The following is a 16,171-nucleotide window of genomic DNA, read 5'->3' on the forward strand; positions in this document are numbered from 1 at the left end:
GCCACTGGAGCCACTGGAGCGACTGGAGAAACTGGAGCCACCGGAGCCACTGGAGCGACTGGAGTCACCGGAAATACAGGAGCCACCGGAGCCACTGGAGCGACTGGAGCCACCGGAAATACAGGAGCCACGGGAGTCACAGGAGCCACTGGAGCGACTGGAGTCACCGGAGCCACTGGAGCGACTGGAGCCACTGGAGCGACTGGAGAAACTGGAGCCACCGGAGCCACTGGAGCCACGGGAGCGACTGGAGAAACTGGAGCCACCGGAGCCACTGGAGCCACTGGAGCGACTGGAGTCACCGGAAATACAGGAGCCACCGGAGCCACTGGAGCGACTGGAGCCACCGGAAATACAGGAGCCACGGGAGTCACCGGAGCCACTGGAGCGACTGGAGTCACCGGAGCCACTGGAGCGACTGGAGCCACGGGAGCGACTGGAGTCACCGGAAATACAGGAGCCACCGGAGCCACTGGAGCGACTGGAGTCACCGGAAATACAGGAGCCACGGGAGTAACAGGAGCCACGGGAGCCACTGGAGCCACGGGAGCGACTGGAGTCACCGGAAATACAGGAGCCACGGGAGTAACAGGAGCCACTGGAGCGACTGGAGTTACCGGAGTGACGGGAAGTACAGGACCAACAGGTCCAACCGGAAGTACCGGAATGACCGGAGTGACCGGATCCACTGGAGCCACGGGAGTGACGGGAAGTTCAGGATCAACAGGACCCACGGGAAGTGCCGGATTGACCGGAGTGACTGGAGCCACTGGAGCGACGGGAAGTACAGGACCAACAGGACCCACGGGAAGTGCTGGATTGAACGGATTGACCGGACCCACCGGAGCCACTGGAATGACAGGAAGTACAGATTCAACAGGACCAATGGGAAGTACTGGAGTTACTGGAGCCACGGGAGCTACTGGCACCGGAGTTCCTGGATATTTGTTTGTTTATGATACGACTACCCAAATGGTCCCTATTGGTGGGAGTGTTTCCTTTAATACAAACGGTCCAATTTCTGCTCCATTTACTCACATAGCAGGAACATCAACTATCATCATTGGTGCTACAGGTGTTTATCAAGCTGAATTTCGTCTCTCTGCTCGTGAAAACAACCAATTTTCCTTCTTTCTAAATGGATCACCTATTCCGGGAGGAAGGTTTGGTCAAATGGCAAACGATAATATAAATTCAGGGATAACCATTTTTACTGTTACTATTGCACCAAGTATATTCACTTTAGTAAATAATATTTCTTCAGCACCTGGGACTATTACTCTCGACCCAACTGAAGGTGGAATACTATTAGGAGATTCTGCAGCTGTTACCATTATAAAATTAGCTTAGTCTATTCTTTGAAAGAACAGTGATATAACTTATTGCTGTTCTTTGTGTTTCTCCCTAGATTTGAATATGGGGCTTTGCCATTTTGTAAAGCTGAAAAGTAAGCTGAACGAACATCAACCTTCCCCTAAAGTGAGGAAGATTGATGTTAAGTCGAGCTACATCTATTTGATGTTAGCCGGAATTTCCAGATAGTGGAGGTTGTGCATGATTCCCAAAATGTTTCCAAATGTGTTGACTACAGAAGCAGTGATAAATCCTGAAGAAGACAGCAGTTAAAGCTGAGAGGGCAGAAATGGGAGCAGTCTATCTTCTCTTAACTGCCTGCATTTTTATTGCTAGAATGACTTCCTCGTGTAGGACTACGGGTCTAAGCTTGTTCCATTTCTTTGAGCTGTTTATGGAATCCTCCATCTCTAAGTGTTAGCCGTAGTTTGAGAAGAGTGTTCAAAACATTCTTATGTTTTGGAGCTCGCAAAAGCAGAGAATATCCCTAGAGTAATATATAAATAACCAGTTATCTGATTCTGTAACTTTGAACCCGTTTTATTCCTCAAAATCCGCTTTCTAATACTTGCTGCTAAATACTCCTTTCCGTTGTTCACGCATCCACTGAGCAACCAGTATTTCTCCTTGATCATTTGATTTTTCAAGCTCTGAAACAATCGATTTGTAATCGGTATCATTGCGATTCTGACTCATTTTGGATGCAGCTTGAATAGAGGTGATTTCAATTTCAAAGCCAATTATTCCTTTTATCGCCCTCTCAAGCAACTTTGGATCAAATGTATCCCAGATCCGGCCATTTTCACGGTGAGACTCATAGTGATTCAGCATCGTATCCAAAGCCGATTTCAGCTCGTCTCCTGTGATTACACGTGATGTTCCATACGCATGTACAGCTAGATAATCCCATGTAGGAACTTCTTCGAGCTGATACCAACTTGACGAAATGTAAGCGTGCGGCCCTTGAAAAATGAGTAACACATCTCGATTAGTGTCTAACGTTTTTTTCTGCATGTTTCCGTATGCAAGGTGCCCAGTCGCATAGATTTTCCCATCATCTTCTCGAATTTCTAAAGGAATATGCGTAGCCAACGGACGTTGTTCATCAACAGTAATCAATAAGGCAAACGGATAAGACTTCATCATTTGAACTGCCTCATCAAGATCCATCTGATATTGCTTAGGAATATACATACTAACCATCCTTTCGACTGTATATGAGTTTTTAAAATGTAAGCATAAAAAATAAATATCCGACAAAAAAATAATAAGATACAAACTGACATATAAAAAGGTACAATATGAAATAAATATACATGTCAAAGGGAGGTAGCAGATGAAAAATACCATTTTTACTTTTAAAGGTGACACTCCTAAATACAAACAAATTTATGAGCAATTTAAATTATTTATTGAACAAGGTGACTTACTTACTGATGAGCAATTGCCTTCTATTCGTCAGCTTGCAGGCTCCCTTCAAGTAAGTCGTAATACGACATTAATGGCATATGAGCAGCTTGTAGCGGAAGGTTATATTCGCGGAGAAGGAAAAAAAGGTTATTTTGTAAATGAATTAGAACCTTATATTTTCCAAAAATCGTCAATCTCTCCTGACAAAAAACAAATAACATCAGTGAAACCTTATAGCGTTGATTTTCGGGCGGGTGCGGTAGATCAAACACATTTCCCTTTGAAAACTTGGAGAAAAATATCCAATCGAATATTAAATTTAAAAGAGAGCTTTTTTTATGGGGAACCTTTTGGGGAAGTGAATCTACGCCAACAAATAGCTGTATACTTGCTTCAATCCCGCGGGGTGAAAACAGATGCAGATGCCATAATTATTGGTAGCAGTACGCAACAGTTGCTTCTCTATCTTGGGCATATTCTGAAGGATGATGTTTCTAGTATTATCGTAGAGGATCCTGGATATGATGGCGCCAGAGAGGCTTTTCAATTAAATGGTTTTAAGCTTGAGACCCTAGCTGTTTATGAAACAGGTGCTGATTTTTCATCATTGGAACGAATGAAATCTCGACTCATCTACGTAGCACCTTCCCATCATAGTCCATACGGGGTGAGCATGTCCATTCAGCAACGACATGCGCTTATACATTGGGCTAACAGAAGGCATGGATACATTATCGAAGACGATTATGATAGTGAATTTCGCTATACACAACAACCATTTCCCGCTCTAGCATCAATTGATTCAGCAAGAGTGATTTATCTAGGGAATTTCTCCAAGTCCTTTCTTCCAGGAATTCGTTTAAGCTATATGGTGTTGCCACAGCCTCTGTTACATCGTTACAAAAATCAATTCCTTCATTTTGAAAGTACCACTTCTATTCTTAGCCAACTCACCATGGCTAAATTTATGGAAGAAGGAGAATGGAGTCGCCACATTAAACGTATGCGTCTTGTCTATAAACGAAAAATGCAGCACTTCGTATCTGTATTAAGAAAAGAATTCGAGCAAAATATATCTATCATTGGTGAGCAGTCTGGTTTGTACGTATTAATCAAAGTACACTTGAAACATTCAGAAGAATGGCTAATACATCGTGCTTCTTGTCATGGGGTGAAAGTGTATCCTACCTCGATTTACTTCATTAAAAATAATTCAGATGAACCAATGATTAAACTCGGTTTTAGTAACCTTTCTTGTGATGAGATGGAACTTGGTGTCGAGCTCTTAAAAAAGGCATGGATGTAATGAAAGGCAAATAGTTAAGAGGAAGGTACATACAATTTTAAAATATAGTACAATTTCTAAAAAAACGAAACGGCTTTAATCTCTTTAAAATTCAGGGATAAAGCCGTTTCGTTTTTTTATTTTTGTCCATTAATAGACAGAGGAAGTTCACCTTTAGTTCTGAATTTACTTCCTGATAAACGATCAAGCTTATGCTTTAAGCCCATTAAAGCAGGTAGTAGTACTGGAATACCAATGAGACTCAGTAATAACAGCCCAACGATAACAACAGATGCTACTTGGATAAGTGTTAACACACCAGAAGGTATTAAAGCTGCAAAGGTACCTCCCAAAATAATAGCAGCAGATAGTACTACTCCACCAATGTGACGAGAGGCATCTACCATTCGTGTTGCAAAATCTCCTTCAAGTTCGTTATACCGCATTATCCAGAAGATGCTATAGTCAACACCTAAAGCAACGATCATAATAAAACTAAAGAACGGAACATTCCAACTCATGATTTCTACATGTAAAAGATGGGAACTTATCCATTCCCCAATACCAAGAGAGGCAAAGTACACTAGAATTAAGGAAACAATAATCGATATGGAATTCGAGACAGAGCGAGTGATGACCAGAAGGACAAGTGCTATACCAATTAACATAATCGTTGCGGTACGCAAGAAATCTTTTTGGGTTACATCTTTTAAGTCCACATTTTTAGCTGTTGTTCCTCCGATTGCCACTTTTGCATCTTTTAAATCAGATCCACTTCGTTCTGCATCTACTTGTTTATTTATTTCTTTAATAATAGGCATAGCTTCTTGTGAATATGGGTTTACATCTAAAATGATTGTCATTTTAGCGGTTTTCCTATCATCTGACATATACGTATTCAAGGATTTCTGGAAATCTTTACTTTTTAATATTTTAGTTGGAACATAGAATTGTTCAGCACTATCCGATTTGCTTAAACCATTTAAATACTTTTGCGCATCTTTTAGACCATTACTTACTTTACTTAGTCCTTTCGTGCTGGAAGAAAGGCCGTACTGCAATTGTTTCATATTTGCTTGTAAATCTTTCAATCCATGTAATAATTGTACCTGACCATAATTAATTTGAGTTAACCCAGATTGAAGTTCACCTGTTTTACTCGCAATTTGACTCGAACCAGCAGCACCTTGGTTCAATCCTGTCTTCAAATCGGTTGCACCTTGATATAACTGAACAACACCTTTTTTCATTTGTTTTAAACCATCGTTTACTTTAGCTAGTGATTGATTCGCTTTTCGAAACGAAGCCATGGCCGATTGATGTTTGGCAGCAAGTTGATTCAATTGGCTGGATAGTTGATTCAATTGTACTTGTGCTGATTTCGCAATGCCTAGTGTCCGTTGCACGTTAGGGTCGTTTGCTAAGTCTGGTCTTGTTTGGATTAAGTTATTCATGGATACTTCGATCTGTTGGTACCCATTCTTTGCACCTTCGATTGCTTGAGAGATGCTATTGAAATATTGATTATAAGAACTCAATCCATTTTCTAATTGGTTGTAACCCGAGTATAGTTGGGAAGTGGCAATAGAAAGCGTATTGATATTTTGGCTTAAGGAAGCTAAACCGATTTCTAATTGTTTGGCTCCTGCTGCACCACTATTGATCCCAGTTGTAAGTGTATGGATGGCATCTCCTAATTTAGATACACCATTTTTTGCAGTGTTTGTTCCGTCAATCAATCTCTGTACATTGGAAAGGCCACTCATATCGCTGCTATTCATTTGATCCTTTGCAGAAGTTAATCCTTTGTTAATCTTTCCAATTCCTTTATTGGAAGCACTTAACCCTTTATCTAGTTCGTTTGCCTGCTTTTTTATATATAATTCCTTTATTTTATCCCCAGTTGGACGAGTAGGGGAGTAAACTTCCGCAACACCGTTGACTTTTGATATTTTATCCGCTAATTCATCTAACGTTTGTAAATAACTTGCTTGGTCCAATTTTTTGTTGGATTGAATGACCAGTGTTGCTGGAGAGGAAAACCCGGATGGAAATTGGTTTTCGATGATGTTAATCCCTTGCTTGGATTCATATTTATTGTCTACTTCCCACAAGTCATTGTAGTTAAGCACTCGAGAATAACTCAAAATAACCGAAATGGCTAAAGTAACAATCAGAACGACAGACATAAACGGCCTAACCACCGAGTTTTTCGCCAAAAATCCCCATAATTTACTTTCTCCATGTCCTTCAAATTTCTTAATGGGGTAGAACATCCCTTTTCCTAGCAATACCATAAAAAATGGATTCAACGTAGTCAATACAAGAAGCAGAACCCCGACTCCAATTGCTACTCCAGAAGTAGCTTGATACAATTTGAAATTAGCCAATAGGAGAGAGGCAAAACCGATAAAAACAGCTAAACCGCTGTATAGTACGGTTTTCCCTGCTGATTGAAAGGTTGCTTTTACAGCCGAATGTACATTTCTTTGTTTGCTGAGTTCTTCTTTAAATCGGGTAAACAACAAGATGTTATAGTCTGTGCCGACTCCAAACAGTACCACAACTAAAAATACTTGTGTGAAATTAGAAAATGGAAAATCAAACTTATCTACTAGATGAGCAATTGCTCCCAATGAAACCAAATAGGAAACTCCGACTGTCAAAAGAGAAATAATAGGAACAATCGGTGAACGGAATACAAGGATTAGCACAACAACAATGAAAATAATCGCAATGACCTCTGTCTTTTTTACTCCTTCTTGGGTCGATTTTGTAAAATCATCGTTGATCAAATCGCTTCCCGTTAAATACGTTTTCACACCTTTCATTTTAATCATATCGTTAAGTTCTTTAGCGACTTTTGATATGTCCCCCTGCTTTTTGTCTATGGAGATTTGCGTCAATATCGTAGTATTATCCTTTGAAACAAGTTGCTTTTCGATTTCTTTACTATCTAAATGCGAAACAATTTCGTTTATTCCCAGTTGTTTTTGCTGGGTTTTTAACTTATGGATAGCAGAGGCGATCTCTGCTTTTTGTTTGCTAGTCAAAGCTTTTTTACTTCCACTGGAAAAGACAGCTATTACGTCATATTTTTCTCCGCCCTTTTTATCCATTTGTTTGAGCATCTCATTCGCAATGTAACTTTGTTCCGTTTTTGGAGTTGTCACTTGTCCTTTTTCTTTCACCAGCTGATTCAGATTCGGCATTGTGGTTAATATAAGAGCAGTAACCATGATCCATAAGACAAAGGATAGTGTTCTCCAACTTTTTAACTTATTCAATGACATCACCTTATTCTTGTTGAAATTCGGTTTAAAGAGCAACGGAATGAATATTCATTCCGTTTATTCCAGAGCTATTGAATCAAATGACTCGAATAGCATTCCAAGAACTTTCTTCCAGTTGTTGTAGTAACTCTGGGGTTTCATTCAATTCCCCACATTGAAAAAGCTTAAATAACATCACACAAGATCCGTAAACAATGGCGATCAAAGCAGGGGAAGGTAATGGACGAATCATTTCCTTCTGCTTTCCATCTTCTATGATTTGGACAATAAAGTTTAAAAAATCCTGAAATGTTGTTTTGCTTTTCTCATTAAGGTAATAACCATCATGATGGGAATTGATAAACAGAAACGCTTGGTCATTGTCTTTTGCAAATGCAAACATCCGATAAAAAATGTGAGTAAACTTTTCACGGGTAGTGGAATGAAAAGGAAAATTATTTTTTAATGCATCTGAAAATTGAAGCACACATTTCACAAATAAAGAATTGACAAGTGATTCTTTATTATCAAAATAACGATAAATGGTCCCAGCGCCCACTTTTGCTTTGTCAGCTATCATCGGTATCGTTGTACCATCGTAGCCACGTTCAGCAAATAAAATCATTGCTGCTTCAAAAATATCCTCTTGTTTATTTTTAGACATTTATTTTCACCTCACTTAAAGGAATGAATGTTCATTCCGGATACTATTTTACTTTGTATATTACAAAAGTCAAGTGTATGAGAAAGATGTTCTTTCTTTGTTTAAATTTAAAACAGTTGGTTTTGGAAAAGATATAAATAAATTCATGACATCAGCTGCTGATAATTTTCGTTTACTTTCAGATTTATGAGTTAAGAAATAATATTTTTTTATCTAATGTTGTCAACGTATAAGAAAATTATTAGGAATTGTAATTCCTGGTAAGGGGCAGGATGGCAACGAGCAAGTCATGAAACAAATTTAGAAAGGATGCTTTTGTAATGGATGAAGCTAATATAATTCCGCAGCCTAAAACTTATGGTCCACTTGGGAATATACCACTAATTGATAAAGATAAACCAATTCTATCCTTTATGAAACTAGCCGAAGAATATGGCCCCATTTTTCGGCTTCAAACTCCAGGAGATTCAACCATTGTTGTTTCGGGGCATGAACTAGTAAAAGAAGTCTGTGATGAGTCTCGTTTTCTTAAAAGTGCAGAAGGACCTTTGGAAAAAGTTCGTGCCTTTGGGGGAGACGGATTATTCACTAGCTGGACTCATGAACCGAATTGGAGAAAAGCTCATAACATTCTTATGCCTACGTTTAGCCAGCGTGCGATGAAGGATTACCATGATATGATGGTGGACATTGCTGTTCAGCTTATTCAAAAATGGATAAGGCTTAATCCGGATGAAACGGTTGATGTGCCAGATGATATGACCCGTCTTACGCTAGACACCATCGGATTGTGTGGTTTTAATTACCGTTTTAACAGCTATTATAGAGAAACGCCGCATCCTTTCATAACAAGCATGGTTCGTGCCCTTGATGAAGCAATGCATCAAACTCAGCGCCTAGATTTGCAAGACAAGTTGATGATAAGAACAAAACGTCAGTTCCAGCATGATATTCAAGTGATGTTCAGTTTAGTAGATAGCATTATTGCAGAGCGTAGAGCTGGTAAAAATCAAAAGGAAAATGACTTGCTTTCTCGTATGTTGAATGTAAGTGATCCCGAAACAGGAGAAAAATTGGATGATGAAAATATCCGATATCAAATTATTACGTTTCTAATAGCAGGGCATGAAACAACAAGCGGTTTATTGTCATTTGCTCTTTATTTTCTATTAAAAAATCCTGATAAGCTGAAAAAAGCCTACGAAGAAGTAGATCAAGTACTCACAGGTTCCACTCCAACCTACAAGCAGGTTTTGCATTTAAAATATGTTCGGATGATTTTAAATGAAGCACTGCGCTTGTGGCCAACAGCCCCAGCATTTAGTCTTTATGCAAAAGAGGATACCATTATCGGTGGAAAATATCCTGTTAAAAAAGAACAAGAAAGGATAACAGTGTTAATTCCTCAACTGCATCGTGATAAAGAGGCATGGGGAGAGGATGTAGAGGAGTTTCGTCCAGAACGGTTTGAGGATCAAAATAAAGTACCACACCACGCTTATAAGCCATTTGGAAACGGCCAACGGGCATGTATTGGGATGCAATTTGCTCTTCACGAAGCAACACTTGTTTTAGGAATGCTTCTAAGACATTTTGAATTTATCGATTATAAGGACTATCAGCTCGATATTAAACAAACCTTAACATTAAAACCTGGGGATTTTAACATACAAGTTCAGCCGCGCAATCAGCCTGCTTTTCAGCAGTCTGTTTCGGTGACAGAAGATGTGGCAGCCGAAAGCAAGATGGAGATGAAGCAGGTCAAGGATCATTTTGATCAAAAATCTACCATTCAGGGGCTTAATAACCGCCCGTTGCTTGTTCTTTATGGATCAGATACAGGGACTGCTGAAGGGATAGCACGAGAACTGGCTGATACCGCTACTCTTCACGGTGTTCATACAGAAGTGGCTACTCTTAATGAACGGATAGGTGAGCTTCCTAAAGAAGGAGCAGTCTTAATCGTGACTTCTTCCTATAATGGAAAGCCTCCAAGTAATGCTGGCCAGTTCGTACAATGGTTAGAAGCGGTTCAAGCAGGCGAACTTTCTGGAGTTCAGTATGCGGTGTTTGGATGTGGAGACCACAACTGGGCTAGTACTTATCAGGATGTTCCAAGATTTATTGATAAACAGCTCGCTGAAAAAGGAGCAGTTCGATTCTCTGCACGGGGAGAAGGTGATGTAAGTGGAGACTTTGAAGAACAGTTCGATCAATGGAAAGAAAAAATGTGGTCGGATGCGATCGAAGCCTTTGGTCTGGAGATTAGTGATGATGTGAAAAAGGATCAAAACACACTAAGTCTTCAGTTTGTAAAAGGAACTGGAGGATCTCCTCTTGCGCGGTCTTACGAAGCGGTTTATGCCAAGGTGGTGGAAAACCGAGAATTGCAATCACCTGACAGCGGCAGAAGCACTCGTCATATTGAGATAACTCTGCCAAAAGGTGTGTCCTATCAAGAAGGAGACCATCTTGGAGTATTGCCTGCAAACAGCAAAGAAAATGTTCATCGTGTTCTTCAAAAGTATAAATTAAACGAAAACGACCAAGTGGTACTTACAGCAAGTGGACGCAGTATGGCTCATCTGCCTTTGGCTCAAGAAGTCAGTCTTCGTGATCTTCTCCTATATAGTGTGGAGTTACAGGATGCGGCCACCCGAGCACAAATAAGGGAACTTGCTGCTTTCACCGTTTGCCCTCCACATAAACGGGAACTGGAAGCCCTGCTCGAAGAAGGGATTTATCAGGAGCAAGTATTAAAAAAGCGTATTTCTATGCTAGATTTGCTGGAAAAGTATGAAGCGTGTGAAATGCCATTTGAGCGGTTCTTAGAACTTTTGCATCCCTTGAAACCGAGATATTATTCCATCTCCAGTTCACCACGACTGAATTCGGAGCGAGCGAGTATTACAGTGGCGGTGGTACGAGGTCCTGCTTGGAGCGGTTTGGGAGAATATCGCGGAGTAGCTTCTAATTATTTGGCTGACTGTAAGCCGGGCGAAGATGTCATGATGTTCATCCGCACTCCAGAATCCAACTTCCAGCTACCGGAAGAGTCTGAAACACCGATCATTATGGTAGGTCCCGGTACAGGATTGGCACCATTCCGAGGTTTCCTGCAAGCTCGGGATGCCATGAAACAAGAGGGAAAAACGTTGGGTGAAGCATACCTTTATTTCGGATGCCGTAATGAGGCAGATTTCATTTACAGGAAAGAACTAGAACAATATAAAAAGAACGGGATTATGACCCTTTATATTGCATTTTCCCGGAAAGAAGGAATTCCGAAAACATACGTGCAGCATGTAATGGCATCAAATGCAGAATCGTTAATTCGAATTCTCGATCAAGGTGGCCGGCTTTATATATGTGGAGATGGAAGCAGGATGGCACCAGAGGTAGAAGCTACACTGAAAAATTCCTATCAAGAGGTTCATGGAGCAGGGGAACAAGAAGCCTCCCAATGGCTAGAAAAACTTCAGAAAGATGGACAGTATGCCAAAGATGTTTGGGCTGGATTGTAAAGAACATTTTCATGCTTTCACCAAACAGTTTAGAAAAAAGTAAGATACAAAATTGTTCCTCTCTCATCTTCTTTGACTTCTTCTCTTTTGAATTCTACAAAAAAATAATAAAAAAGAGGAATCTTAATAAGGGATTTCCTCTTTCCTGTTATAATAGGTATTTGTACTATCTATTTTATGGGGAAGATATTGAAGCATGGGGGATGTAAATGAATCAAAAGAGATGGCTTGTGAACAGTTTATTGATGACGATGTTTTTATTAGCGGCTTGTTCTTCGAATTCTTTGAATGGATGGGAAAAGCCTGAGAATCTGAAGGAGTTTGAACAAGCTGCAAAAAAGGAATTAACAAAGCAATATAAGGAATCATTTGTTATTAAGTCATCCAAAAAGGAATGTATTGCGCTAACAGAGCAGGAAGAAAAGGAATGTAATAGAGAACTTTTTACCGCTGAAGCTTCACCTCAGTCCAACCCCAGCATTGTGTTTACAGTTGATTATCATCGCAGCTATGGGGGATCTTTTGATAATAATTATTTGGAGCAATATATGGACTATGACCTCCAGCAGCTTGTGCAATCACGTTTGAAGATCAAAAATATGATTTTGCAAGTGAACGTATCATACCATAGTACGGATAATAATCTTGTAAGTTATATAGGATCAGTAAAAGACTACCAAAAAATACTAAAGAAGATTCCCTCCCATACGTCTGTTTATGTGTATTTATTGGATGGGAAACAGAGTTTGGATCAGAAGGCAGAACAAATCTATCAGATCTCTCATATTCCACAACTTCAGACACTGGTAACCAACTATACTGTTAACTATTATGCAAATTTGCCGCAAAATCATAGGAATCCATACAGTCAAAATCCTTTGAGCTCATTTTCATTCACAATGAAAGATCTGGAATCAGTGCAATCGATTAAAGAAAAGCTAAAAATTTCGAACGGATACATAAATAGTTGAGAAACAACAATTTGCTGGTTTAGATAATATAGGGTAAAAGTGTTCCTTCTAGAATCGATGCAAGTGCAAAGTGTTGCGATTTTCTTAAATGATAAAGAAAATGCTGCGAATAACTACTAATCCATCAAAACATTGGCATAATAGATTTATAAATGGTTGAAGAATAGGATGTTTACTTTTTGAAAATATGAAAGCGGATACACGAAAAGGAGTGTGTTTTGTGAAGTATATAATAGGCATAATAGGTCTCATCATTATTTTAGGTATCACATGGCTTGCTAGTAATGATAGAAAAAAAGTCAAATATCGTCCTGTGATAATAATGATTGTATTACAATTTATTTTAGGTTTTGTGCTATTAAATACAAGCCTAGGAAATGTACTCATTGCTGGAATTGCTAATGGTTTTGGACAATTGTTAAAGTATGCTGGAGAAGGGATTAATTTTGTATTTGGCGGTTTGTTAAATCAAAAAGAATTCTCCTTCTTTTTAGGTGTATTAATGCCGATTGTGTTTATTTCAGCTCTAATTGGTATTTTGCAGTACATTAAAGTATTGCCGTTCATTGTGAAGTATATTGGTTTAGCTTTAAATAAAATAAATGGTATGGGAAAACTGGAATCATACAATGCTGTAGCTTCCGCCATTTTAGGACAATCAGAGGTGTTTATTTCTGTAAAGAAGCAGTTAGGTTTACTTTCTGAAAGAAGATTGTACACCTTATGTGCATCTGCGATGTCAACTGTTTCGATGTCTATCGTTGGTTCATATATGGTTTTATTAAAACCACAATATGTTGTAACTGCTCTAGTGCTTAACTTGTTTGGCGGATTTATTATCGCGTCCATTATCAATCCTTATGAAGTTACAGAAGAAGAAGATATGTTAGAAGTGCAAGAGGAAGAGAAGAGGAGCTTTTTTGAAGTATTAGGAGAGTATATAATAGATGGCTTTAAAGTTGCTATTACAGTAGCGGCTATGCTGATCGGATTTATTGCTCTTATTGCTTTCATAAATGCTTTGTTTAAAGGCATAATTGGTATCTCCTTCCAAGAAATTCTCGGTTATGTATTTGCTCCATTTGCCTTTATTATTGGAATTCCTTGGCATGAAGCGGTAAATGCCGGTAACATTATGGCAACAAAACTGGTATCAAATGAATTTGTGGCTATGACAAATTTAACGCAAGGAAATTTTCATTTCACAGAAAGAACAACCGCTATTATATCGGTGTTCCTAGTTTCATTTGCAAATTTCTCGTCCATAGGAATTATCGCTGGTGCGGTTAAAAGCTTAAATGAAAAACAAGGAAATACAGTAGCGAGGTTTGGATTAAAATTGGTTTTCGGAGCAACTTTGGTTAGCTTTTTATCCGCAACGATTGTTGGCTTAATAGTTTAAAAGGAGGGCTCATCAAATGAGAATAGTAGACATTATTGGGAAAAAACGAGATGGGAAAGAACTGACAACAGAGGAAATCAAATTTTTTATAAAAGGGTATACAGACGGAATAATTCCTGATTATCAAGTAAGTGCCCTTGCAATGGCTATTTATTTTCAGGATATGTCTGATCAGGAACGTGCTGATTTAACGATGGCCATGGTTGAATCTGGGGATACGATTGATTTATCTGCGATTGAAGGAATTAAAGTAGATAAACATTCAACTGGTGGAGTTGGAGATACGACAACATTAGTTTTAGGCCCTTTGGTAGCTGCATTAGATGTACCAGTTGCGAAAATGTCTGGACGAGGTTTAGGGCATACGGGTGGTACCATAGATAAATTAGAAGCAGTAGAAGGATTTCATGTTGAAATTACAAAAGAGCAGTTTATTGATATCGTAAACCGTAATAAAGTTGCGGTTATTGGACAATCAGGAAATTTAACGCCTGCCGATAAAAAGTTATATGCATTACGTGATGTGACGGGAACGGTAAATTCTATTCCATTAATCGCAAGTTCTGTTATGAGTAAAAAAATTGCCGCTGGTGCGGATGCAATTGTCCTCGATGTGAAGACAGGTGCTGGAGCATTTATGAAGACAGAAGAAGACGCGAGAGAATTAGCGCATGCAATGGTTCGGATTGGCAGTAATGTCGGTCGCCAAACAATGGCTGTTATTTCAGATATGTCACAACCTCTAGGTTTTGCGATTGGAAATGCTCTTGAAGTGAAGGAAGCAATCGATACATTAAGAGGAGAAGGTCCAGAAGACTTAACGGAATTGGTACTTGTATTAGGAAGTCAGATGGTTGTTCTCGCTAAAAAAGCGGATACATTAGAAGAAGCACGTGAAATGTTAAAAGAAGTGATGAAGAATGGCAAAGCAATTGAAAAATTTAAAGAGTTTTTGCGTAATCAAGGCGGAGACAGCTCTATAGTAGATCATCCAGAAAAATTACCACAAGCGAAATATGTAATGGATCTACCTGCTAAAAATTCAGGTGTTGTTTCTAACATTGTGGCAGATGAAATTGGCATCGCTGCGATGCTTTTAGGAGCAGGTCGTGCAACAAAAGAAGATGAGATTGATTTAGCTGTTGGCTTAGTGCTGCATAAAAAGGTTGGCGAGGCTGTAAAAGAGGGTGAATCATTAGTTACTATTTATGCAAATCGCGAAAATATTGAAGATGTAAAAGCTAAAATTTATGAAAATATTTCAATATCAAACAAAGCTGAGGCACCTAAATTAATTCATACGATTATAACTGGATAGCTGGGTTACATTCAGAAAAACATGGATTTACAATGATCTTATTTAAGGTTAGAGCAAAAAAGGTAAATCATGTTTTTTTGCTCTAAAACAGAAAAAGGGTGGTCCACTATGGAATGGAAACAGCTTATTGATGAAGCGATATCAGCGAGTAAACAAGCCTATGTCCCATATTCAAATTTCAAAGTAGGAGCAGCACTGTTGACAGCGGACAATACGATTTATCGTGGGTGCAATATTGAAAACGCCTCATATGGTCTGACAAACTGTGCAGAAAGGACAGCAGTGTTTAAAGCTGTTTCAGAAGGTGTAAAAAAAATCCAAGCGATTGCGGTTGTGGGAAATACAGACGGACCGATTTCACCATGTGGTGCATGCAGACAAGTCCTTGCTGAATTTTGCGGAGATGACACACAAATTATTTTGGCAAACTTAAAAGGAGATTTTGTTGTCAGAACGATCAATGACTTGCTGCCAGGGCATTTTTCAGCAAAAGACTTACAAAATAGTTAGCTATTCTATATTTAGTGGAATAATAAGATTTCTATCGTCCTTGTGGATTAGCTTTTCTAAACTGCAAGACGTGTGTAGCGAGCTCATTTTTATTTTCAAGAAGCCATTTCGGATAGCTACTAGGTGAAACAGATTGATTAGAACTGTGAATGGTATAAAAAGTGATAAAACGAACGCATCGAGTCAATCGATTCGATGCGTTCGTTTTCATGTTTCCTGCTGTTCTGGAAACCAATCCAATATTTTGCAAATCCCCTATTCTACTTTCTATAGTATAATACAGTCTAGTTCCCATGATCAAACAGATGAACCAATTAAAATTACTATCATTATTCGCGAAATATACACACAATAATCAATAGACAACTCATCAATTGAAATTTAACATGAATGGAAGGAATCTTTATCATTTGTATTGTCTAGGTTGATTCTAAACTTTGTTATTGTTAAACTCTGACGTAT

At 38.9% G+C, this 16,171-nt stretch carries 11 protein-coding genes; 7 read left to right on the forward strand and 4 right to left on the reverse strand.

All coding sequences use genetic code 11. The features are described 5' to 3' along the window. Nucleotides 1-1,350, forward strand: a 1,350-nt coding sequence (locus MK805_RS17050; protein WP_240877123.1) for a collagen-like protein, incomplete at its 5' end; no start/stop codon positions are given. A 564-nt stretch (nt 1,351-1,914) separates the two neighbouring features. Here the strand turns inward: MK805_RS17050 and MK805_RS17055 are convergent. Next, nucleotides 1,915-2,547 carry an FMN-binding negative transcriptional regulator gene (locus MK805_RS17055; RefSeq protein ID WP_240877124.1) on the reverse strand — a complete coding sequence of 211 codons (633 nt, stop codon included), beginning with the start codon at nt 2,545-2,547 and terminating at the stop codon, nt 1,915-1,917. 142 nt (nt 2,548-2,689) lie between these two features. Between MK805_RS17055 and pdxR the strand changes: the two genes are divergently transcribed. Next, nucleotides 2,690-4,069 (forward strand): MocR-like pyridoxine biosynthesis transcription factor PdxR, encoded by a 1,380-nt coding sequence (gene pdxR / locus MK805_RS17060; protein WP_240877125.1) that lies wholly within the window; start codon nt 2,690-2,692, stop codon nt 4,067-4,069. 116 nt (nt 4,070-4,185) lie between these two features. Here pdxR and MK805_RS17065 read toward each other — a convergent pair whose 3' ends face one another. Continuing rightward, nucleotides 4,186-7,335, reverse strand: coding sequence for an MMPL family transporter (locus MK805_RS17065; protein ID WP_240877126.1), 3,150 nt, complete (start codon nt 7,333-7,335; stop codon nt 4,186-4,188). An 82-nt stretch (nt 7,336-7,417) separates the two neighbouring features. Continuing rightward, nucleotides 7,418-7,984 (reverse strand): TetR/AcrR family transcriptional regulator, encoded by a 567-nt coding sequence (locus MK805_RS17070; RefSeq protein WP_240877127.1) that lies wholly within the window; start codon nt 7,982-7,984, stop codon nt 7,418-7,420. Nucleotides 7,985-8,304: 320 nt separating this feature from the next. Here MK805_RS17070 and MK805_RS17075 point away from each other — a divergent pair, with 320 nt between their 5' ends. From MK805_RS17075 to MK805_RS17095, 5 genes are all read left to right on the forward strand, one after another. After that, the gene (locus MK805_RS17075) at nt 8,305-11,508 is read left to right on the forward strand and encodes a bifunctional cytochrome P450/NADPH--P450 reductase (protein WP_240877128.1); all 3,204 of its coding nucleotides are present in this window, start codon (nt 8,305-8,307) and stop codon (nt 11,506-11,508) included. A gap of 209 nt (nt 11,509-11,717) precedes the next feature. Continuing rightward, nucleotides 11,718-12,479 carry a hypothetical protein gene (locus tag MK805_RS17080; protein ID WP_240877129.1) on the forward strand — a complete coding sequence of 254 codons (762 nt, stop codon included), beginning with the start codon at nt 11,718-11,720 and terminating at the stop codon, nt 12,477-12,479. A gap of 220 nt (nt 12,480-12,699) precedes the next feature. Next, a complete protein-coding gene (locus tag MK805_RS17085; protein WP_240877171.1) occupies nt 12,700-13,881 on the forward strand; it encodes a NupC/NupG family nucleoside CNT transporter in 1,182 nt (393 codons plus the stop codon). 16 nt (nt 13,882-13,897) lie between these two features. Beyond that, a complete protein-coding gene (locus MK805_RS17090) occupies nt 13,898-15,199 on the forward strand; it encodes a pyrimidine-nucleoside phosphorylase (RefSeq protein ID WP_240877130.1) in 1,302 nt (433 codons plus the stop codon). A gap of 108 nt (nt 15,200-15,307) precedes the next feature. Further along, nucleotides 15,308-15,709: a cytidine deaminase gene (locus tag MK805_RS17095; RefSeq protein WP_240877131.1), complete on the forward strand. Its 402-nt coding sequence runs from the start codon at nt 15,308-15,310 to the stop codon at nt 15,707-15,709. A gap of 31 nt (nt 15,710-15,740) precedes the next feature. Here MK805_RS17095 and MK805_RS17100 read toward each other — a convergent pair whose 3' ends face one another. Beyond that, nucleotides 15,741-15,920, reverse strand: coding sequence for a hypothetical protein (locus MK805_RS17100; protein WP_240877132.1), 180 nt, complete (start codon nt 15,918-15,920; stop codon nt 15,741-15,743). Nucleotides 15,921-16,171 lie beyond the last annotated feature (251 nt).

Origin of the sequence: Shimazuella soli, from assembly GCF_022511585.1 — a bacterium.
Classification (GTDB): domain Bacteria; phylum Bacillota; class Bacilli; order Thermoactinomycetales; family Thermoactinomycetaceae; genus Shimazuella; species Shimazuella soli.